At 58.5% G+C, this 22,006-nt stretch carries 16 protein-coding genes, 1 tRNA gene, 2 other RNA genes, 1 pseudogene and 1 riboswitch; of the genes and pseudogenes, 16 read left to right on the top strand and 4 right to left on the bottom strand.

The window, feature by feature from the left end; all coding sequences use genetic code 11:
• Positions 1-27: 27 nt before the first annotated feature.
• The 3 genes from mtlD to C1Y43_RS19010 form a co-directional block, all read right to left on the bottom strand.
• A complete protein-coding gene (gene mtlD, locus C1Y43_RS19020; protein ID WP_021507035.1) occupies positions 28-1,176 on the bottom strand; it encodes a mannitol-1-phosphate 5-dehydrogenase in 1,149 nt (382 codons plus the stop codon).
• A 93-nt stretch (positions 1,177-1,269) separates the two neighbouring features.
• Positions 1,270-3,204 (bottom strand): PTS mannitol transporter subunit IICBA, encoded by a 1,935-nt coding sequence (locus tag C1Y43_RS19015; protein ID WP_104189244.1) that lies wholly within the window; start codon positions 3,202-3,204, stop codon positions 1,270-1,272.
• 433 nt (positions 3,205-3,637) lie between these two features.
• Complete coding sequence (locus C1Y43_RS19010) at positions 3,638-4,354, bottom strand: DUF3053 domain-containing protein (protein ID WP_010616539.1); 717 nt, start codon at positions 4,352-4,354, stop codon at positions 3,638-3,640.
• Between the two features lie 270 nt (positions 4,355-4,624).
• Positions 4,625-4,719, top strand: a riboswitch (guanidine-I (ykkC/yxkD leader).
• 63 nt (positions 4,720-4,782) lie between these two features.
• On the opposite strand from C1Y43_RS19010, the gene C1Y43_RS19005 reads away from it, so the two are divergent.
• From C1Y43_RS19005 to C1Y43_RS18975, 7 genes and pseudogenes are all read left to right on the top strand, one after another.
• Positions 4,783-5,841, top strand: a complete 1,059-nt coding sequence (locus C1Y43_RS19005) for a putative urea ABC transporter substrate-binding protein (protein ID WP_104189242.1) — start codon at positions 4,783-4,785, stop codon at positions 5,839-5,841.
• A 14-nt stretch (positions 5,842-5,855) separates the two neighbouring features.
• Positions 5,856-6,668, top strand: coding sequence for an ABC transporter permease (locus C1Y43_RS19000; RefSeq protein WP_058771035.1), 813 nt, complete (start codon positions 5,856-5,858; stop codon positions 6,666-6,668).
• A 10-nt stretch (positions 6,669-6,678) separates the two neighbouring features.
• A complete protein-coding gene (locus C1Y43_RS18995) occupies positions 6,679-7,440 on the top strand; it encodes an ABC transporter ATP-binding protein (protein ID WP_021507031.1) in 762 nt (253 codons plus the stop codon).
• Positions 7,441-7,451: 11 nt separating this feature from the next.
• Positions 7,452-8,159 carry an urea amidolyase associated protein UAAP1 gene (locus C1Y43_RS18990; protein ID WP_104189240.1) on the top strand — a complete coding sequence of 236 codons (708 nt, stop codon included), beginning with the start codon at positions 7,452-7,454 and terminating at the stop codon, positions 8,157-8,159.
• Positions 8,159-8,794 (top strand): urea amidolyase associated protein UAAP2, encoded by a 636-nt coding sequence (locus C1Y43_RS18985; protein WP_021507029.1) that lies wholly within the window; start codon positions 8,159-8,161, stop codon positions 8,792-8,794. Before C1Y43_RS18990 ends, C1Y43_RS18985 begins: the two co-directional genes overlap by 1 nt.
• 80 nt (positions 8,795-8,874) lie before the next feature.
• Positions 8,875-12,475 (top strand): annotated as a pseudogene (gene uca / locus C1Y43_RS18980) (urea carboxylase).
• Between the two features lie 265 nt (positions 12,476-12,740).
• A complete protein-coding gene (locus C1Y43_RS18975) occupies positions 12,741-13,037 on the top strand; it encodes an HTH-type transcriptional regulator (RefSeq protein WP_021507026.1) in 297 nt (98 codons plus the stop codon).
• Positions 13,038-13,083: 46 nt separating this feature from the next.
• On the opposite strand, the gene C1Y43_RS18970 is transcribed toward C1Y43_RS18975, so the two are convergent.
• Entirely contained in the window at positions 13,084-13,677 is a 594-nt protein-coding gene (locus C1Y43_RS18970) for an HD domain-containing protein (protein WP_021507025.1), read from the bottom strand.
• A 60-nt stretch (positions 13,678-13,737) separates the two neighbouring features.
• Between C1Y43_RS18970 and C1Y43_RS18965 the strand changes: the two genes are divergently transcribed.
• From C1Y43_RS18965 to dppC, 9 genes are all read left to right on the top strand, one after another.
• The gene (locus C1Y43_RS18965; protein ID WP_010616544.1) at positions 13,738-14,202 is read left to right on the top strand and encodes a MarR family winged helix-turn-helix transcriptional regulator; all 465 of its coding nucleotides are present in this window, start codon (positions 13,738-13,740) and stop codon (positions 14,200-14,202) included.
• 96 nt (positions 14,203-14,298) lie between these two features.
• On the top strand, positions 14,299-14,727 hold the full coding sequence (locus C1Y43_RS18960) for an organic hydroperoxide resistance protein (protein WP_021507024.1): 429 nt from the start codon (positions 14,299-14,301) through the stop codon (positions 14,725-14,727).
• 269 nt (positions 14,728-14,996) lie between these two features.
• Entirely contained in the window at positions 14,997-16,691 is a 1,695-nt protein-coding gene (eptB, locus tag C1Y43_RS18955) for a kdo(2)-lipid A phosphoethanolamine 7''-transferase (RefSeq protein ID WP_104094238.1), read from the top strand.
• A 124-nt stretch (positions 16,692-16,815) separates the two neighbouring features.
• Positions 16,816-16,892, top strand: a tRNA-Pro gene (locus C1Y43_RS18950).
• A gap of 36 nt (positions 16,893-16,928) precedes the next feature.
• A non-coding RNA gene (locus C1Y43_RS18945) (RtT sRNA) lies at positions 16,929-17,058 on the top strand.
• A gap of 35 nt (positions 17,059-17,093) precedes the next feature.
• Positions 17,094-17,223, top strand: a non-coding RNA gene (locus tag C1Y43_RS18940) — RtT sRNA.
• 993 nt (positions 17,224-18,216) lie between these two features.
• Entirely contained in the window at positions 18,217-19,827 is a 1,611-nt protein-coding gene (gene dppA / locus C1Y43_RS18935; RefSeq protein ID WP_021507022.1) for a dipeptide ABC transporter periplasmic-binding protein DppA, read from the top strand.
• Positions 19,828-20,072: 245 nt separating this feature from the next.
• Positions 20,073-21,092, top strand: coding sequence for a dipeptide ABC transporter permease DppB (gene dppB / locus C1Y43_RS18930; RefSeq protein ID WP_021507021.1), 1,020 nt, complete (start codon positions 20,073-20,075; stop codon positions 21,090-21,092).
• Positions 21,093-21,101: 9 nt separating this feature from the next.
• Positions 21,102-22,004 (top strand): dipeptide ABC transporter permease DppC, encoded by a 903-nt coding sequence (gene dppC, locus C1Y43_RS18925; protein ID WP_021507020.1) that lies wholly within the window; start codon positions 21,102-21,104, stop codon positions 22,002-22,004.
• Positions 22,005-22,006: the final 2 nt, after the last annotated feature.

Below are 22,006 nucleotides of genomic sequence, written 5' to 3'. Positions count from 1 at the left end.
CCCGAATTGACCACTAAAGGGCGCGCATTATGCCATAGCGTGGTAAGCGCTCACCACTGAGCTCACCACTTCGCTATTGGCATCGAGGCCAGAAATCTCCGCCAGCGCCGCCTGTGGGCCTTTCTGCGCGATCAGTGACGCCAGCTCCTGCGCCTGCGGATCGGCTTCGCTGCGATAGTGCATCGCGGCAGCAATACCCTGCACCAGGCTGGCGTGCGGCAGCTGATACTCCAGCGTGCCCAGCGTCGGCTTGATCAGGCGATCGCCGGCGCTCAGCTTGCGCAGCGGCTGACGGCCGACGCGCTCGACGTCATCTTTCAGGTACGGGTTTTCGAAACGCGTGAGGATTTTCTGGATATATGCGGCATGTTTCTCCGCATCGAAACCATAACGCTTGATCAGCACCGCGCCGCTCTCCTGCATCGCGCCCTGCACCACGGCACGCACTTTCTGGTCGAGAATGGCTTCGCGAATGGTGGCGTGACCGGCCAGCTGGCCAAGATAAGCGGTAATGGCGTGGCCGGTGTTGAGGGTAAACAGCTTGCGCTCGACGAACGCCATCAGGTTATCGGTCAGCTCCATGCCAGGAATGTCCGGCAGCGCGCCTTTAAACTGGGTTTTGTCGACGATCCACTCGCTGAAGGTTTCTACGGTAACTTCCAGCGGATCGGTGCTGCCGGCTTCAGATGGCGGCACGATGCGGTCAACTGCCGAATCAACAAAGCCAACATGTTCTTCAACCCACGCATGATACTGCTGCGGCAGCGCCTTCAGTACGTGCTGCTTCAGCTGGCTGGTGCCGCGCACCATGTTTTCACAGGCGATGATATTCAGCGGACGGACATTACCGTTGTCACTGCGTTTGGCCAGACCCTGCGCCACGCTGCCCGCGATGCGCTCAAGGATCTGCGGACCAACCGCCGTGGTAACGATATCAACCTCAGCGATCAGCGTGACGATGTCGTCGCTGGTGCTGTTCACCGCGCTGACGCCGGTAACGATTTCAACCTGCGCCTGCTCGCCCACCACGTGAACCGGATACTCATGACGGGCGTTAAGGGCATCAAGCACCACCTGATTCACATCAGCAAACACCAGTTCGATACCGGCATCCGCCAGCAGCTTACCGATAAATCCACGGCCGATGTTACCTGCTCCAAAATGTAACGCTTTCATAAATTTGACCCATATCAAATGACGAAGGGGCGGGCATGTCCGCCCCGGAAAGTGGGGACGGGCTTGCCCGCCCCAGGGAAGTTAAACAGCGAATTACGCGTTGGCAGTGCTGCCAGACAGCAGATCCAGCACGTCCTGCACGCTGGTGGTGTTCGCCAGCTTCTCGATTACGCTGTCGTCGTCGAGCGCATTGGTCAGGCTGGTGATCACCTGAATGTGTTCGTTATTGCGTGCGGCAATACCAATCACCAGTCGCGCGACTTCGTCCGGCTCATCGCCAAACTGCACGCCGGCCGGATACTGGCAGAATACCACGCCGGTTTTCAGCACGCGGTCTTTGGCTTCGACGGTGCCGTGCGGCACAGCGATGGATTCACCGAGGTAGGTTGGCGTCAGCTGCTCGCGCGCCAGCATCGCTTCAACGTATTCCGGCTGCACGTAGCCACCTTTCACCAGCTGCTCGCCGGCGAAGCGAATCGCCTGCTCTTTATTGCTGGCGCTCAGGCCGAGGAACACGTTGTCAGCGCCCAGTTTGAACAGGTGCGCGCTGCCGTCGTCATAGCTGTCTGCCAGCGCGGTCTGTACCGTTTCACGGTGGGCTTCGCTGCGGTTCGCCGCCACCAGACGCTCAGTCAGGTTGGTGTACAGCGCGCTGTCGAGGAAGTTGTTCAGCGAGATGTGCTGCGCCTGTGGCGCCTGACGCATCGCACGTTCGGTCAGATCGCGGTGAGTAATCACCAGATCAACATCGCCCGGCAGCGAGTTAATCGCGCTGTTGGTCACAGAGATATTGCTCAGGCCCGCATCCTGTACCTTCTTGCGCAGCACGCCTGCGCCCATCGTGCTGGAGCCCATACCGGCATCACAGGCGACGATGATTTTGCGCACGTGGCTGACGTCAACGCTGCTGGCATCGGCAACCACCGGTGAACCGGCAACGGCCTGGCCTTTTGACTGCGCTTTCATGTCTTTCATGCGCTGGGTCGCCGCTTCGATGTCGTCTTCTTCTTTTACTTTGCTGGTTTTCAGCAGAATCGAGGAGACCACGAAGGAGACGGCGAAAGCCGCAACGATAGCCGCGATGTTAGCGAAGTAAGCGCCTTTTGGCGTCATCGCCAGCACGGCCAGAATCGAACCTGGTGAGGCCGGTGATACCAGACCGCCGTTCAGCAGCGTCAGGGTGAACACGCCGGTCATACCGCCGAGGATTACTGCCAGCAGCAGGCGCGGCGCCATCAGCACGTACGGGAAGTAGATTTCGTGGATACCGCCAAGGAAGTGGATGATCGCTGCACCGCCCGCCGACTGCTTGGCGCTACCGCGGCCGAAGATCATATAAGCGACCAGCACGCCCATACCCGGACCCGGGTTCGCTTCAATCAGGAAGAAGATCGATTTGCCCGCTTCGCTGGCCTGCTGGATACCCAGCGGCGAGAAGATACCGTGGTTGATGGCGTTATTGAGGAACAGGATTTTCGCCGGTTCAACAAAGATTGAGGTCAGCGGCAGCAGGTTGTTCTGCACCATCAGGTTTACGCCGGCGGCGAGAATGTGCGACAGACCTTCTACCAGCGGACCGATAGCGAGGAAGGCCAGCAGCGCCAGCAGCATACCGATAATACCGGCCGAGAAGTTGTTGACCAGCATCTCGAAGCCGCTTTTGATTTTGCCGTCAACCGCGCGGTCAAACGACTTAATCGCCCAGCCGCCCAGCGGACCGGCAATCATTGAGCCAAGGAACATCGGCATATCGGCACCGACGATCACGCCCATGGTGGTGATGGCACCGACCACGCCGCCGCGATCGCCACCCACCAGACGACCACCGGTGAAGCCGATGAGCAACGGCAGCAGGTAGGTAATCATCGGGCCGACCAGCTTGGCCAGCGTTTCGTTAGGAATCCATCCGGTTGGAATGAACAGTGCTGTGATGATACCCCAGGCGATAAACGCACCGATGTTTGGCATCACCATATTACTCAGAAAGCGACCAAAGCTCTGAACCTTGACCTTGACTGATGAGGACATAAACCCACCCCTTATTGAGACGCGCTGCAATAAGAGAGCGCGTTTGTTTTTGTTAAGACGTTACGGCGGGGGCCGTGGCATTACTGTATGCACGCGGACTCTAGCACTAGTTGATTACACTGCGTAGCGTCAGGAAAAAGTGTGATGTATATCACGCTAAGTTGGGGTGGGCAGGGGGATTAAAGGTGACTTTGATCACAAAAATACCCTGTAAGAAAGCAACGCCGGCGAAAAAATGCGCGCAACAGCGGTGGAAATGTGACAAAAATCACCTTTCACCTGGGCCGGTTTGTTTCACAAATGTGATTGAGATCACAAATTATTTTTGGTTGAAAATGCGCCAGATCACACTCTGTGCTGACAGAAAAAGCCGATGTAAGGAAGTGACGAAAATCTGAAAAAGCGGGCAGTGGAGAACTGCCCGCTGAGCGGCTTACTGTAAACCACCCTGTACGGCATTTTGTGCCTGGGTCAGCGCCTGCGTATTGCTGGCGAGATTACTCATCAGCGTGTTGTATTGCGTGGCCTGCTCCTGCGTCGGGAACTGAACGCCGCCGTCATTGAAGCTGACGCGCGCGCCCTGCGACTGCAGATAATCGCCGGCCTGAACTGCCGACTGGCTCAGCGCCTGCAGCTGCGGCAGCAGCGGGATCAGCGTGCTGGCTGGCTGCGTCACCACTTTGGCGTACACGCTGTCGTACACTTTCTTCAGGTCGTCCGGCTGCTTCAGCGTGGCTTTGCTGCTGTCGGCCTGCATTTTGGCGCTCTGAATCTGCTGCGTCAGCACGCTCAGATTGCCGCTCGCCTGGCGCAGGCTGTCGCGGCGCGTCAGATAATCCTGCGGCACGCGGATGGCCGCCAGCTCATCAACCACCGGGCGCATGCCCTGATCCACCGCCTGATTCACCTGCTGCGAGAAGCCATACAGGATGGCGTAATCACTGGCGTAATTACCGAAGGTTTGCTTCTGGTTTTCGCTCAGGCTGGGCAGATGTTCACCGCTGCGCATCACGGTGTTTTGCAGAAAATCAGTAAAGGCTTTGCGCTGATCGCCCTCTTTATCGCCGCAGGCGGTAAGCTGCAGCACAAGTAGCACGCCGGTCAGCAGCATGCCGCTACGCATCCAGATGCGGGAAATTCCTGACGCCATAATTCAACTCCTGTTGTGACGATGGCTAAATTCGATTCGCTGGGAAAGGTCCTAAAGAATAGTGCAATGGCCCCGGCTGTACAACGGCTGGTCTGCAGTGCTTCACGCTGGTGCGTGCCTGCTGCACAACTGTGCAGCGCAGCCTGCCTGCAAGCGCAGCGCTGTGCAATAACGCATGTAATTCAGGCTGATAGCAACCTGGCATTGATATTGCCTGCTTTCTGGCAGATGCAGGAGCGATCGCGGGCAACCGACGTCGCCACACAATTTGCAATGGGTCACTAGGGTTCCGATCGCGAGATGCTGGTCCGAGAGTGACCGACCGTCCTCTGACGGTTACACGGCGGGAAAAAAGCCCGGGAGGAAAGCGAGAACGTTGCTCGCCGCCTCCTGCCTGATTTTCGTCCGTTAACGCCAGAGGAATCATCATGATTAAAGTCTGTCTGCGCCTGCTGCTGATTTGCAGCGTCGCCCTGTTCAGCGTTCCGTCGCTGGCCGCCGCTAAACCTTCCTTTAAGCTTTGCTGGTCCATCTACGCTGGCTGGATGCCGTGGGATTACGCCCAGCAAAGCGGCATCGTGAAAAAGTGGGCCGATAAGTACGGCATCGATATTCAGTTTGTGCAGGTTAATGACTATATCGAGTCGGTCAATCAGTACACCGCAGGTGGATTTGACGGCTGCACCATGACCAATATGGATGCGCTGACCATTACGGCGACCGGCGGCGTCGACAGCACCGCGCTGATTGTCGGCGACTACTCCAACGGTAACGACGGCATTCTGCTTAAAGGCGCGGACAGCGTCAGCGCGCTGAAAGGCAAACCCATCAACCTCGTCGAACTGTCGGTCTCACACTATCTGCTGGCGCGCGCGCTGGAGAAATCCGGCATGAGCGAGAAAGATGTCAGGGTGGTTAACACCGCCGATGCCGATCTGGTGGCGGCGTTTGGCACTGCTGACGTTAACGCCATCGTCACGTGGAATCCGCTGCTGGCGGAAGCAGAGAAGCAGCCGGACAGCCATCTGGTGTTCTCCTCGGCGCAGATCCCGGGCGAAATCCTCGACCTGCTGGTAGTTAACACCGCCACGCTCAACAAATATCCTCAGCTCGGCAAAGCGCTGACCGGCGCCTGGTACGAGACGCTGCACAGCATGGCCGGACAGAGCGACAGTGCCAAAGCGGCGCGCACGCAGATGGCGCAGGCATCCGGTACCGATCTGGCCGGTTTTGATCAGCAGCTTGCCGCGACACACCTGTTCAGCGATGCCAAAACCACGCTGGATTTTGTCGACAGCCCTCAGCTGAAAGCCACGATGCAGCTGGTGGCCGAATTCTCCTTTAAACACGGCCTGCTGGGCGAAGGCGCGCCGGGGGCCGATGCGGTAGGGGTCGCGACCCCGGCCGGTAACTGGGGCGATGCCGGCAACATCAAACTGCGCTTTACCGACACCTTCACCAAACTGGCCGCCGCCGGTCAGCTGTAAGCGAGGCGCTGCCGATGCGTAAATTAATTAACTACCAACCGCTGCCGCTCGGCCGCCTGCTGCTTGGCATTCTGCCGCTGCTGGCGGTACTGCTGGTCTATCTGTTCGCGTCGGATGCGCGCCTCAGCCTGAACGCGGCAGACAAACTGCTGCCGGGATTCAACGCCATGGGCGAGGCCATCAGCCGGATGGCGTTTCAGCCCAGCCCGCGCACCGGCGAGTATCTGCTGTGGAGCGATACCGCCGCCAGCCTGCTGCGTTTGCTGAGTGGCGTCGCTATCAGCGCGCTGCTGGCGCTGGCAATCGGCCTGTTTACCGGCGCGCTGCCGGTGGTGCGCGCGGTGCTGGCGCCGCTGGTGACGCTGTTTGCGCTGGTGCCGCCGCTGGCGATTCTGCCCATTCTGTTTATCTGCTTTGGCCTTGGCGAAGTCTCCAAAGTGGTGCTGATCGTTATCGGCATCACGCCGCTGATCGCGCGCGATCTGCAGTTGCAGGTGCAGAAAATCCCGCAGGAGCAGCTGGTCAAAGCGCAGACGCTCGGTGCGCATAGCGCGCAGATTCTGTGGCGGGTGATTCTGCCGCAGCTGATGCCGCGCCTGTGCGATGCGGTGCGGCTGTCGCTCTGTTCGGCGTGGCTGTTCCTGATTGCTGCCGAAGCGATTGCGGCCACGGAAGGCCTCGGTTACCGCATCTTCCTGATGCGCCGCTATCTGGCCATGGATGTGATTTTGCCGTACGTGGCGTGGATCACCCTGCTGGCCTTTGCCCTCGACCTGCTGCTGCGGCTCGTCAGCCGACGCTGCTGGCCGTGGTATCACGCCAAATAAGGAGCGCGCGATGCCCTTACTGCAACTGAAAAATCTGGAAAAACACTACGGCGATCAGGTGGTGCTGGAGCGGCTGAATATGCAGGTCGAGCGCGGCGAGTTCGTGGCGATTGTCGGTGCCTCCGGCTGCGGCAAAACCACGTTTCTGAATATGCTGCTCGGCACCGAAGCACCGACCAAAGGCGAGCTGCTGCTGGATGGCGCACCGATTCCCAACGAGCCGGACGCCCATCGCGGCGTGGTGTTTCAGCGCTACTCGGTGTTTCCGCATCTGACGGTGCTCGGCAACGTGATGCTGGCCGACGAGTTCAGCAGCGCACGCTGGCTGGGACGCGTCTGGGGACGCAAACGTCAGGCGATTCGCCAGCGCGCGCAGGCAATGCTGGCGCAGGTCGGACTGGAACAGGCGCAGAGCAAATATCCGCATCAGCTGTCGGGCGGCATGCAGCAACGTCTGGCCCTGGCGCAGGCGCTGATGAAACAGCCGCGCATTCTGCTGCTGGATGAACCTTTTGGCGCGCTCGATCCCGGTATTCGCAGCGAGATGCATCAGCTGATCACCCAGCTGTGGCAGCAGCATCAGCTGACCATTTTCATGATCACCCACGATTTGAAAGAGGGCTTCAGCCTCGCGTCACGCCTGCTGGTGTTCGACAAACTGCGCCACGATCCGCACGCGCCGCAAGCCTGGGGCGCCACTATCACTTACGACCTGCCGCTGGATCGCACTCAGCCCGCCGCTGAAGTGCTGTCCGCAACGCAGGTGGCTTAAAGGAGAGCACGATGCAGCCATACCAAACCCTGCTGCCCGCCGGGGCGCACTGGTCTTTTGTCATGCGCAGCGGCAGCGCGCTGACGCTGACCGATGTGGAGGGCGGCGCCAGCGCCGGCCTGCTGTTTTATAACCCGGAAAACCTGCTGGAGCGCTACAACGCGCCGGATACGCTCAAGTGCCAGCACACTTTCCGGCTCACTGCCGGCCACTGTCTCTACTCGGACATGGGGCGCATTTTCTGCGGCATTGAACACGACAGTTTCGGCTGGCACGAGAGCGTGTGCGGCACGCTGAACGCGGCACAAACGGCCGCGCGCTATGGAGTCAGCGACTATCAGCAGGCGCGCAACCTGCGCCATCAAAACGGCTACGACAGCTTCCTCGTCGAGCTGGCGAAATATGGCCTTGGCCAGCGCGACATGGCGGCCTGCCTCAATCTGTTTGCGCAGGTACGCGCCGATGACAGCGGGCGCTTAACGCTGGAGCGGCAGGGCGAAGCCGGCGCGCAGGTTCGGCTGCGTTTCGCCATGGACACGCTGGTGCTGCTGCACACCTGTCCGCACCCGCTCAGCCCGGCGAGCGATTATCCGCGCCAGCCGCTGCAGCTGACGCTGGATGCGCAGCGCGCGCCGCTGCCGGAAATCTGTCTGCAGCGCGCGGAAAACCAGCGCGGCCTGCGCAATAACGCCCTCTATCAACTGCAGGGAGAAGTGTGATGATCAAAGAGAGTGAACGAAACCCGGCGCAGGCGCGTCTGCAGCAGCAGATCGACGCCGGTGATTACTGGCTGCAGCGCATTGCCGCCGGAGAAACGCTGCGCATTACCGATCTGGAAGGCAATCAGGCGGCGGATACGCTGTTTTTCAACGCCGACGATACCGCCGAGCGCTACAGCATGAGCGAGACGCTGCGCGGCCAGCACAACGTGTTTCTCACGGCCGGCAGCGTGCTGCGTTCTAATCTTGATCGGCCGATGCTGACCATCACCGCCGATACCTGTGGCCGTCACGATACGCTCGGCGGCGCCTGCTCGTGCGAGAGTAATACGGTGCGTTATGACCTCGAAAAGCGCCACATGCACTCCTGCCGTGACAGCTGGATGCTGGCGGTCGCCGCGCATCCGGAGTCTGGCCTGACGCGCCGCGATATCACGCACAACATTAACTTCTTCATGAATGTGCCGGTGACCCACGACGGCGGCCTGACGTTTGCCGATGGCATCTCCGCGCCGGGTAAGTATGTTGAGATGGTGGCGCAGATGAACATTCTGGTGCTGATCTCCAACTGTCCGCAGCTCAACAATCCCTGTAACGGTTACAACCCGACGCCGATTGCCGTCAGCGTGTGGTGATTCTCTGACGCAACGGGACGACCCGTTTTACGCCGTCACAGCTGGTGCAGGACGACCTGCCGCAATAAGAGTATTCAGTCATGATTGATCGCGTATTGATTGCCAACCGTGGCGCGATTGCCGTGCGTATCATCCGTACCCTGCAAGCCATGAATATCCGGGCGATTGCCGTCTTATGCCGAAGCCGATCGCCATGCGCGCCACGTGCGGCTGGCCGATGAAGCCTGGTCGCTGGGCGAGGGCCAGGTGCGCGACACCTATCTCAACCAGGACAAACTGCTGGCGATTGCCGCGCAGAGCGGCGCGCAGGCGCTGCATCCGGGCTATGGCTTTCTCAGTGAAAAACCGGAGTTCGTCACGCGCTGCGAAGCGGCGGGCCTGCATTTTCTCGGGCCGGATGCGGCGCAGATGCGGGCGTTTGGCCTGAAACATCGCGCGCGTGAGCTGGCGCAGCAGAACGCGGTGCCACTGCTGCCGGGCAGCGGCCTGCTGACCTCCCTGCAGCAGGCACAGGCCGCCGCGCAACAGATTGGCTATCCGGTGATGCTGAAAAGCACCGCCGGCGGTGGCGGCATTGGGATGCAGCGCTGCAACAGCGCGGACGAGCTGGAGGAAGCCTTTACCCGCGTGAAGCGGCTGGCAGGCAATAATTTCGCCGACGATGGCGTGTTTTTAGAGAAATTTATCGCCCGGGCGCGCCATATCGAAGTACAGATTTTTGGCGATGGCCGGGGCGACGTGATTGCGCTGGGCGAACGCGATTGCTCGGCGCAGCGCCGTAATCAGAAGGTACTGGAGGAGACACCCGCGCCGCGGCTCAGCGATGCGGTGCGCGCGCAGTTGCAGGCCACCGCCGTACGGCTGGCGCGCGCGGTTAACTATCGCAGCGCCGGCACGGTGGAGTATGTCTATGATGAGGTCAGCCAGCAATTCTGGTTCCTGGAGGTGAATACCCGCCTGCAGGTCGAGCATGGCGTCACTGAACTGGTGTACGGCGTGGATCTGGTGCGCTGGATGGTTGAACTGGCGCAGCAGCGTCTGCCGCCGCTGGCGACGCTGCAACCGGTGGCGCAGGGCCATGCCATTCAGGTGCGGCTGTACGCTGAGGATCCGGCGAAGCAGTTTCAACCAAGCGCCGGACTGCTCAGCCACGTGCAGTTCCCGACGGCGCTCGATCACGCTACGCTGCGCATCGACAGCAGCGTAGAGAGCGGCATGGAAGTTTCACCGTTTTACGATCCGATGCTGGCGAAGATCCTCGTGCACGCGGCCGATCGCCAGCGCGCGCTCGACGGCATGATCGCGGCGCTGGCGCAGAGTGAGCTGTATGGCATCGAGACCAACCTGCGCTGGCTGCGTCAGCTCTGTACGCTGCCGGACGTGCAGCAGGGGCGCATCATTACCGCCACGCTCGGCAGCGTGGCGTGGCAGCCGCCGACGCTGGATATCCTCAGCGGCGGCACCCTCACCACGGTGCAGGATGCGCCGGGCCGCGTCGGCTACTGGCACGTCGGCGTACCGCCTTCCGGGCCGTTCGACAGCCGCGCCTTCCAGCTCGGCAACCGCCTGCTGGGTAACGAGGCCCAGGCGGCCGGGCTGGAAATCACGCTGCGCGGTCCGACGCTGCGCTTTAATCAGGCATGCAGCTTTGTACTGAGCGGCGCGCCGTTGGCAGCCACGCTCGACAGCCAGCCGCTGGCGATGCATCAGGTGCTGCATGCGCAGGCCGGGCAAACCCTGACGCTGGGTGACGTGCGCGACGGCTGCCGCAGCTATCTGCTGCTGGCGGGCGGGCTGGATACGCCGCGCTATCTGGGCAGCCGCAGTACCTTTACGCTGGGTAAGTTTGGCGGTCACGCCGGGCGGGCGCTGCGCGCCGGCGACGTGCTGCAGCTGGCCGCGCCGCGTCAGGCTGCGGCGGCGCGCCTGCCCGAGACGCTGCTGCCGCCGCTTAACGGTGAATGGCAGCTGCGCGTTATTTATGGTCCGCACGGCGCACCTGCCTTCTTTACCGATGACGATATCGACGAATTTTTCGCTGCCGAGTGGCAGGTGCACTACAACTCCAGCCGCACCGGGATTCGGCTGATCGGCCCGAAACCTGACTGGGCGCGCAGCGACGGCGGCGAGGCGGGCATGCATCCGTCCAATATTCACGACAACGCCTATGCCTTTGGCACGGTGGATTTTACCGGTGATATGCCGGTGATCCTTGGTTCGGACGGCCCTTCGCTGGGCGGCTTTGTCTGTCCGGCGACGGTGATCGACGCCGATCTGTGGAAGCTGGGTCAGCTCAAAGCGGGCGATCGACTGCGCTTTGTGCCGATCGCCCTTGCTGATGCCGATCGTCTGGCGCAGGCGCAGCGTCACGAGATCGCGCATCTGCAACCGGAAGCGGTGTGCGTGGCGCCAGCACTGCCGCTGATCGATCCGATCTTGCACCAGCATGCAGCAACCGCCGGGCGGCCTGCACTGTGCGTGCGCGCCGCGGGTGACCGTTTTCTGCTGGTGGAGTATGGCGCGCTGACACTGGACATTGCGCTGCGTTTCCGCGTTCACGCCCTGATGCAGTGGCTGGAGGCGCATCCGCTGGCGGGTCAGCTGGAGCTGACGCCCGGCATCCGCTCGTTACAGGTGCATTATGATGCGCAGCAGTGCGCAAGAAGTGAGCTGTTGGCGCAAATTTTGCACGCTGATAATCTGCTGGGCGACCTCGCCGACGCGGCTGTGCCGTCGCGCACCGTGTGGCTGCCGCTCAGCTGGGATGATGCCGCCTGCCGTGAAGCCGTGACACGCTATAGCCAGTCGGTGCGTCCGAATGCGCCCTGGTGCCCGAGCAACATTGAGTTTATCCGGCGTATTAACGGGCTCGATAGCGTGGAGGCGGTGAAACAGATTGTGTTCAGCGCCTCGTATCTGGTGATGGGGCTGGGCGATGTCTATCTCGGCGCACCGGTGGCGACGCCACTCGATCCGCGTCACCGCCTGGTGACCACCAAATACAATCCGGCGCGCACCTGGACGGCGGAAAACTCGGTGGGCATCGGCGGCGCGTATCTGTGTGTTTATGGCATGGAAGGGCCGGGCGGCTATCAGTTCGTCGGACGTACGCTGCAGATGTGGAATCGCGATCGCCGCACCAGCGCCTTTACCCAGCCGTGGTTGCTGCGTTTCTTCGACCAAATCCGTTTTTATCCGGTCAGTGCCGACGAACTGCTGCAAATCCGCGAACGTTTCCCGTGGGGCGATTATCCGCTGCGCGTGGAAACCGGTGAGTTCCGGCTGGCCGACTATCAGGCGCTGCTGACTGCCCAGGCGACGGAGATCGACGCGTTCCAGCAGCAGCGTCAGCAGGCGTTTGACGCCGAGCTGGCACGCTGGCGCGCCGATGGCCAGTTCACCTTCGACAGCCAGCTGCAGGCGCAGAGCAGCGAGGAAGTGGTGGTGCCGGCGGGCTGCCACAGCGTCGAGAGCCAGGTGGCGGGCAGCGTGTGGCAATGGCTGGTGGAGGAAGGCAGTGACGTAACCGCGGGTGCCACGGTAGGCATTCTCGAATCCATGAAGATGGAAATCCCGATCGTGGCGCCGGTTAGTGGCAAAATCCACAGCCTGCAACGCCAGGCCGGGCAGCAAGTGCAGGCGGGTCAGTTACTTATGGTGATCGATCCGTTTGCAGTATAAGAAAGAAGAAAAAATAATCAGGAAACAGGCAGCAAAGCCGGGGATCTGACCCATACTTAGAGACCCGGTTCAATGTTGCATTGCCCTGACATCTTTTCGCAGTGTGCAACAGGCTGTGTCCCGTAACGGTTTCATTAAAACACTATTTTCGCCCTGATAAGGGAAAACTGTTTCGGGATACAGCCTGATAAGGCCGGTTTCAGCGCCTGGTGGCGCTTACCTCTCTACTTTCACGTGCTTCATAGTGAGTTTTAAGGAGTTCTCTATGGAAATAAAAGATCCAATGGTCGAATTACTCAGCAGTCTTGAGCAAATTGTTTTGACACGTGATGCACAGACTCCCGTATCAGAAATTGCACTCAATACCGTTTCCGTTCCCGAACCGCAGCGTTTACGCGAGATGACCGGCATGCAGGTGGATGAATTCGCCCGCGTGATGGGGGTGAGCGTCTCGTCAGTAAAAAGCTGGGAAGCGCAACGTACGCGCCCATCCGCCACGGCTCGCAAACTGATGAAACTGCTGCAGGCCAATCCGTATCTGGGCCGACAGCTGCTGGAATAACGCCGACTATCGGTTCTCTGTGACCCGCCTGCACGGCGGGTTTTTTTCAGCTTAAGCCACCGTATTTCGCCGCCTGTTTGACAAACCAGCTCTCCGGCACGCTGTACGGCGGTTTTGCCAGCTGCGCGATGCCCTGTTCAATGATGTGATTCGCCTGCTGCCACAAACGCCGATCGCCCTGCTGTAACAGCTGAATCTGAATCTGTTTCTCGACCAGGTAAACCCGGGCAAAGTTGGGGTCGAACTGCACGATGGCACGGGTGTTATCGATGATATCGGCCAGCTTGATGGTTTGCGCCTCGGGCGAGGCTTCGGCAGTGTGGCGAAAGTGTGCCAGCTTCCGGGCGGTACGATTTTTCGCCTGCGGCTGGGCGCTGTCGGTAAGCATGTCCACCAGGTGTGCAACGCGCGCACCAAAGTGTTCTTCAATATCCTGTAAAGTACTGGCGGTGTCCTCCACCGTGTCGTGCAGCCAGGCGGCAGCGATCATCGCTTCGTCATCGCTGACGCTGCGCACCAGCTCCGCGACGGCAGCCGGATGCACAATATAGGGTTCGTCGGTGTATTTGCGACGCTGGCCCGCATCGGCATGTGCCTGCGTGGCATAACGGCGCGCCTGCTCTTCCAGTGAATCACGCATCTTCACACTCCAGGAAAAAGTTGCTTGCAATTATCTAGCGCGCTATTTATATTGAGTCGCATGAACAGTAATCAAGATGACAAAAAAGTGAAGCCTGCGCCACTCCAGCTTGATCAGCATCTGTGTTTCGCGCTCTATTCAGCGAACCTGGCGATGCATAAAGTCTATCGTCAACTGCTGGCGGCGCTGGAGATCACCTATCCGCAATATCTGGTGATGCTGGTGCTGTGGCATCAGGATGATCTGACGGTATCGGAGATTGGTGAAAAGCTGTTTCTCGATTCGGCCACCCTGACGCCACTGCTGAAACGACTGGAGAGTGCTGGTCTGCTGCGCCGCCAGCGTTCGCGTCAGGATGAGCGCCAGGTCGTGGTCACGCTGACCGACCAGGGACGCGCGCTGCAGGAAAAAGCCGCCAGCATTCCGGAAGCGGTACAGTGTGCGACCGCCTGCGATACCGACACCATGGCGGCGCTGAAACAGCAGCTGGACGATCTGCGCGGCAACCTGAATCGCGCCACCTGAGCATCAGGGATGTCGCTGCGGCGGCATCCTGAGAGTGAAGTTTTCCCCTGTGCCTTATAAATAGCACGCGATTGTATAGCGAATAGTGAGGTTATGATGTCTTTAGAAAAAGTGATTTACACCGCCAAAGCCAAAGCAACCGGTGGCCGCGATGGCCGCGCCACCTCGTCTGATAACGTGCTGGACGTGAAGCTGGGCGTGCCAAAAGAGATGGGCGGCGCGGGCGGCGAGGTGACGAACCCGGAGCAGCTGTTTGCTGCCGGCTACTCTGCCTGCTTCCTCGGCGCGATGAAATTTGTCGCCGGCCGCGACAAAATCGCCATGCCAAAAGACGCGTGGATTGAGGGCGAAGTGGGGATTGGTCCTATCCCCACCGGTTTTGGCATTGAAGCAAAACTGAATATCCATCTGCCAGAGATGGACGCGGCGGAAGCGCAGAAGCTGGTTGATGCGGCACACATTGTTTGTCCGTACTCAAATGCGACGCGCGGCAACATCGACGTGACGCTGAATATCATCAACTAAGTTGATGCATGCATAAAAGGCTCCTGCGGGAGCCTTTTTTATCACGAATACCATCCCGCATCCCATCGAACTAAAGAATTTTCTGGTCTTACCATTGGTTAAATGTTCTACTGCTGCGCTCCGTGCATCATCGTAATTATTTGGGTTCAGATTCGTCCCGATCCTACTCGCCAGGTCACGCTTTTCTGCTACGCAAGCGAACCTTACGCTCTTTGCACAGTCACATTTACGGTTGAAGCATCGACACCAGGTCGGGAACAGAAATTTATATGAATTACATTAAAAGTTTAACGCAGCAAAAGTTGTCGCTTTTGCTGGCGCTCTATCTTGGCATCTTGTTGAATTTGCCAATCTTTTATCGCCGTTTTGACGGCTTCTTAACGAAATCCACCGTCACCAACTGGTTATCCGCCGCGGCGGAAGTGACCGCTGCCGTACTGCTGACCTTCTTCCTGATGCGACTGCTGTCGCTGGGTGGCAAATGGTTTTATCGCGTGATCGCCAGCCTGCTGGTGGTGATTTCGGTTGCCGCCGCCTATTACATGGCGTTCTTTAACGTGGTGATCGGTTACGGCATCGTGGCGTCGGTCATGACCACCGATGTCGATCTCTCTAAAGAGGTTATCGGGCTGCACTTTGTATTGTGGATGGTGCTGGTGAGCGCACTGCCGCTGCTGCTGATCTGGCGCAATAACCTGAGCCTGACGCTGATTGAACAGCTGAAGACCCCCGGTCAGCGTCTGAAACCTACAGTGATCCTGCTGCTGAGCGTGGCACTGGTATGGCTACCGATTCGCTACTTCGACAAGCTGCAAAAAGCCAATGAAGAGCTCACCAATATCGACCTGCCAAGCTATGGCGGCGTAGTGGCGCACTCTTATCTGCCTTCGAACTGGATCGCGGCGCTGGGCCTGTTCGCCTGGACCAAGGTGGACGAGAAGCTGGACAGCCAGGAGTTGCTCGATCCGGCGAAGAAGTTTACCTATGTAGCGCCGCCTGGCATTGACGATACCTATGTGGTGTTTGTGATTGGCGAGACCACGCGCTGGGATCACATGGGCATGCTGGGCTACAACCGCGATACCACGCCGAAGCTGTCGAAAGAGAAGAATCTGGTGGCATTCCGCGGTGAATCCTGTGATACCGCCACCAAGCTGTCGCTGCGCTGCATGTTTGTGCGCGAGGGCGGCACCATGGATAACCCTGGCCGTACGCTGAAAGAGCAGAACATTTTTGCGGTGATGAAAGAGCTGGGCTTCACCTCCGAGCTGTTCGCCATGCAGAGCGAAGTGTGGTTCTACGACAACGCCGATGTGAATAACTTCTCGTTCCGCGAGCAGATTGGTTCTGAGAAGCGCAATCAGGGCAAAGCGGTGGACGATATGCTGCTGGTGCCGGAGCTGCAGGCTTCGCTGCAGCGCTTCCCGAAAGGTAAGCATCTGGTGGTGTTGCACACGAAAGGTTCGCACTATCTTTATTCACAGCGTTATCCGCGCGAGTTTGCCCGCTATCAGCCTGAGTGTATTGGCGTGGACGATAAGTGCAGTAAAGCCCAGCTGATTAACGCCTACGACAACTCGATTCTGTATGTTGATACCATGCTGGACAGCGTGCTGGATCAGCTGCGTGATAAGAAGGCGATTGTGTTCTATGCCGCGGACCACGGTGAGTCGATCAGCGAAAATATGCACCTGCACGGTACGCCGCGCGAGATGGCGCCGCCGGAGCAGTTCCGCGTGCCGATGATTGTCTGGGCATCAGATAAGTATTTGCAGGACCCGACTAACCGCAGCAACTTTGAGCGCTTGCAGGCGCAGCAGCGCGTCGGCAAAACCCATCGTCACGTTGAGTTGTTCGACACCATTTTAGGGTGTCTGGGTTATACCTCGCCGGATGGCGGTATTAAAGCAGCGAATAACTGGTGCCAGGCACCTGCCACTGCCAGCAGTGCGAAAGCGCTGTAATTCGTGCCTGGATCTTATTGAGCAGGCAGGTGTTTAAGGCACTGCTTGCTTTCCAGGCAATCAGGCGGATTTTCGGGAAAAGGGATTGACGCTCTAAAGTCACGGCAGTAATATTCGCCCCCATCGGCGAGTAGCGCAGCTTGGTAGCGCAACTGGTTTGGGACCAGTGGGTCGGAGGTTCGAATCCTCTCTCGCCGACCATATTCGAAAAGCCCGCTTTGCAAAAAGCGGGCTTTTTTTCGTTCGCAGCAAAAGAGGATGAGAACCTCCGAAGGAGGTTTGAGCCGAGCGCAGCGAGACAACGTTGCGTCAGCAACGGCCCGCAGGGCGCTTCTCGCAGAGAAGCGTAATCCTCTCTCGCCGACCATATTCGAAAAGCCCGCTTTGCAAAAAGCGGGCTTTTTTCGTTCGCAGCAAAAGAGGATGAGAACCTCCGAAGGAGGTTTGAGCCGAGCGAAGCGAGACAACGTTGCGTCAGCAACGGCCCGCAGGGCGCTTCTCGCAGAGAAGCGTAATCCTCTCTCGCCGACCATCATTCAAGAAACCTGCTTTGCAAAAAGCAGGTTTTTTTTCGTCTGTCGTTTTTGCACTCTCAGGGTGAAATACGCGACCGCTCCGTAAAGACGCTGTCTCGTCCCTGATCGCTCGGCACACGCCATCCATGGCGTGTGACGCTTTACTCCACGGCCCCGCCTTCCACCCTTTATCCGGCTTCGGCGATGGCTGAAGGTTTACTGACTGCCGTTTAGCGTGGCATGACTGATTGCAGCGGTACATATGCCAAAAGGGAAGGGAAGGCCATCAGGAGAGCAAAGCGTCCGCCGCATGGATGCGGCGGTCGAGGCTACAGGGATGTATTTACGCCGCCTTTGCGATCTGATGACCTTCCCTGAACCAGACTCACATCCCGGCAGCGATCAAGCAAAGTCATCAATTTACGCGTTCCATTAATGATCACCGGGATAAACGGTATTATCCTTCAACACCGCTCTTCATCCCTTGCTGCATCAAAGCACCTCTCTTAATTCGCGACGCATTCTGCTTATGACCGGCTTTTGCTTTTTGCTGATTTCTTATGCCATTACGCCAGCATATTTCGCTGCCTGAACGTCATAACGCACGGGGAATCGTTCAGATATTCAACATTTACCGACAACTTTAAGACGTTTTTTAACGGTGATAATCACTGTCATCAGGCGCTATTGCCAGAGAATCACACGGCATTGCGCGCTTTATCACCTTTTTAAATTTTGGCTTAGCGTGCAAACACTGTTTTTTATCGTTGCTTGCACTTACTCACACTCTGTGTAAATAACCCCACGTTGTATTGACGTTCATTGCAACTGTTGACAAATTGATGCGTCAATAAGATGCAGAGACGGCCAGCGCTGGCAGGTTCCACGGCGTCAGCGCTACAACAATAACCGCTCGCATTTTGGTCATTACATAACTGACCTGCCCGAACCGCATAAAAAAATCAGAGGTCGGGCGACGCACACAACATCACATCACAATGGAGCAAAACATGATCAACTCCCTGGCCAAATCCAGGATGCTGAAGGTCGGTCTTAGCCTGATTGCTATGACCGTGGCCGCGGGCGTTCAGGCGAAAACCCTCGTTTACTGTTCAGAAGGTTCGCCGGAAGGCTTCAACCCGCAGCTGTTCACATCCGGCACCACTTACGATGCCAGCTCAGTACCGATCTACAACCGTCTGGTTGAATTCAAAACCGGTACCACTGAGCTGCAGCCGGGCCTGGCAGAAAAATGGGACGTCAGCGAAGATGGTAAAACCTATACCTTCCATCTGCGTCATGGCGTGAAGTGGCAAACCACCAAAGACTTCAAGCCGACCCGCACCTTCAACGCTGATGACGTCGTGTTCTCCTTCGAGCGCCAGCTCGATAAAAACAACAAGTACCATGGTGTCTCTGGCGGCAGCTACGAATACTTCGAAGGCATGGACATGCCGAAGCTGATCGCCAAAATCGAAAAAGTGGATGACTACACCGTACGCTTCACGCTGACCCGTCCGGAAGCGCCGTTCCTCGCCGACCTTGGCATGGACTTCGCATCAATCCTGTCGAAAGAGTACGCCGACAACATGCTGAAAGCCGGCACGCCAGAAAAACTGGACCTCAATCCGGTGGGTACCGGTCCTTTCGTGCTGCAGCAGTACCAGAAAGACTCACGTATTCTATACAAAGCCAACCCGGACTTCTGGGGCACCAAGCCAAAAATCGATCGCCTGGTGTTCTCCATCACGCCAGATGCTTCGGTGCGCTACGCCAAACTGCAGAAAGGCGAGTGTCAGGTGATGCCGTATCCCAACCCGGCTGATATCGCCAGCATGAAGAAAGACACCAAAATCAACCTGATGGAACAGCCAGGGCTGAACGTCGGTTACCTGTCTTTCAACACCGAGAAAAAACCGCTGGATAACGTCAAAGTGCGTCAGGCACTGACCATGGCGGTGAACAAACAAGCGATCATTGATGCGGTCTATCAGGGCGCCGGTCAGGCAGCGAAAAACCTGATCCCACCAACCATGTGGGGCTACAACAATGACGTCAAAGACTACGCTTACGATCCGGCCAAAGCCAAAGAGCTGCTGAAAGAAGCGGGCATGCCGGATGGCTTCAGCATTGACCTGTGGGCGATGCCGGTACAGCGTCCGTACAACCCGAACGCCCGTCGCATGGCGGAAATGGTTCAGGCTGACTGGGCGAAAATCGGCGTGAAAGCCAAAATCGTTACCTTCGAGTGGGGCGAGTACCTGAAGCGTGCTAAAGCCGGTGAACACCAGACCGTGATGATGGGCTGGACCGGTGATAACGGGGATCCGGATAACTTCTTCGCCACCCTGTTCAGCTGCGCGGCAGCGAAAGACGGTTCCAACTACTCACGCTGGTGCTACAAGCCGTTTGAAGATCTGATTCAGCCAGCGCGTGCTGAAGCCGATCACAACAAACGTATTGAGCTCTATAAGCAGGCGCAGGTGGTGATGCACGACCAGGCGCCAGCACTGATCATCGCGCACTCAACCGTGTACGAGCCAGTGAGCAAGAAAGTGAGTGGCTATGTGGTTGATCCATTAGGTAAACATCACTTCGAAAACGTCGACATCCAGGAATAACCTTTCGGATTATCGCGGTCAGGGCCAGCATGGCTGGCCCTCGGGCGGCACCTTCGCCGCCCGTACTCCGCACTTTATTTCCGGCTAATTTCTTATAAACCCTCAATACCTTGCGCTGATGCAGCGTGAAGTATGACGGGGATTTTGAAGCGCTTCTTGCGTCGCGTCCGGCTATGCCGGCTGCGGATTGTGAGCAATGTAGTCCATGGCGTTAGCGCCACGGAAAATGACTGAGAATCCGGCTTATGCTGCAATTCATACTCCGACGTCTGGGCCTTGTCATCCCGACGTTCATCGGTATTACATTATTGACCTTTGCCTTCGTTCACCTGATCCCCGGCGACCCGGTGCTGATCATGGCCGGTGAACGCGGCATCTCCCCTGAACGTCATGCGCAGCTGATGGCCCAGTTTGGTCTCGATCAGCCGATGTGGAAACAGTACATCACTTACATCAATGGCGTGCTGCATGGCGATCTCGGCATCTCGCTGAAAAGCCGCATCCCGGTGTGGGATGAGTTCGTGCCGCGCTTTAAAGCCACGCTCGAGCTGGGCATCTGCGCCATGATCTTCGCCGTTGCCGTGGGTATTCCGGTCGGCGTGCTGGCGGCGGTGAAACGCGGCTCTATTTTCGATCACACCGCCGTGGGCATCTCGCTGACCGGCTACTCAATGCCGATCTTCTGGTGGGGCATCATGCTGATCATGCTGGTGTCGGTGCAGCTCAACCTGACGCCGGTCTCCGGTCGCGTCAGCGACACCATCTTCCTTGACGACAGCCATCCGCTCACCGGCTTTATGCTGATTGATACGCTGCTGTGGGGCGAAGAGGGCGACTTCAAAGATGCGGTGATGCACATGATCCTGCCGGCCATCGTGCTGGGCACCATTCCGCTGGCGGTGATTGTGCGTATGACGCGCTCCTCGATGCTGGAAGTGCTGGGTGAAGATTACATCCGCACCGCACGCGCCAAAGGCCTGACGCGCATGCGCGTGATCGTGGTGCATGCGCTGCGTAACGCCATGCTGCCGGTGGTCACGGTGATCGGTCTGCAGGTGGGCACGCTGCTGGCGGGCGCCATCCTCACCGAAACCATCTTCTCCTGGCCGGGACTCGGCCGCTGGCTGATCGAAGCACTGCAGCGCCGTGATTATCCGGTGGTGCAGGGCGGCGTGCTGCTGGTGGCAATCCTGATCATTCTGGTCAACCTGCTGGTTGATCTGTTGTACGGCGTGGTGAATCCGCGCATCCGTCATAAGAAATAAGGGGGAATCATGTCTGCTGTTGATCCCGCAAGCGTCACCGCTGCACCGAAGCCGATGACCCCGATTCAGGAATTCTGGCACTATTTTAAACGTAACAAAGGCGCGGTTATCGGCCTGGTTTACATCATTCTGATGCTGCTGATCGCCATCTTCGCCGATGTGCTGGCACCGCATGCCCCGGCTGAGCAGTTCCGCGATGCGCTGTTGCACCCGCCGGTGTGGCAGGAGGGCGGTAGCTGGAAATTTATTCTGGGCACCGATGACGTCGGCCGTGACATCCTGTCGCGCCTGATGTTTGGTGCGCGCCTGTCGCTGCTGGTGGGCTGCATGGTGGTCGTGCTGTCGCTGATTCTGGGCGTGATTTTCGGCCTGATGGCCGGTTATCTCGGCGGCGTGGTGGATGCAGTGATCATGCGCCTCGTCGATATCATGCTGGCGCTGCCAAGCCTGCTGCTGGCGCTGGTGCTGGTGGCCATCTTTGGCCCGTCGATTGTCAACGCCTCGCTGGCGATCACCTTCGTCGCGCTGCCGCACTACATTCGCCTGACGCGCGCAGCGGTGCTGGTGGAAGTCAATCGCGACTACGTGACCGCCTCCAGCGTGGCCGGTGCCGGTACGCTGCGCCAGATGTTCATCAATATTCTGCCTAACTGCCTGGCACCGCTGATCGTGCAGGCGTCGTTAGGTTTCTCCAACGCCATCCTGGATATGGCCGCGTTGGGCTTTCTCGGTATGGGGGCGCAGCCGCCGACGCCGGAGTGGGGCACCATGCTCTCCGACGTGTTGCAGTATGCGCAGAGTGCCTGGTGGGTCGTGACCTTCCCCGGAGTGGTCATCCTGCTGACGGTTCTGGCCTTTAACCTCATGGGCGATGGTTTGCGTGATGCACTCGACCCGAAACTCAAGCAGTAAAG

This window comes from Pantoea sp. ICBG 828, from assembly GCF_002928355.1.
GTDB classification, from domain to species: domain Bacteria; phylum Pseudomonadota; class Gammaproteobacteria; order Enterobacterales; family Enterobacteriaceae; genus Pantoea; species Pantoea dispersa.
The sequence above is the reverse complement of the archived record's forward strand: the minus strand, read 5'-3'. Positions and strand labels throughout refer to the sequence as shown.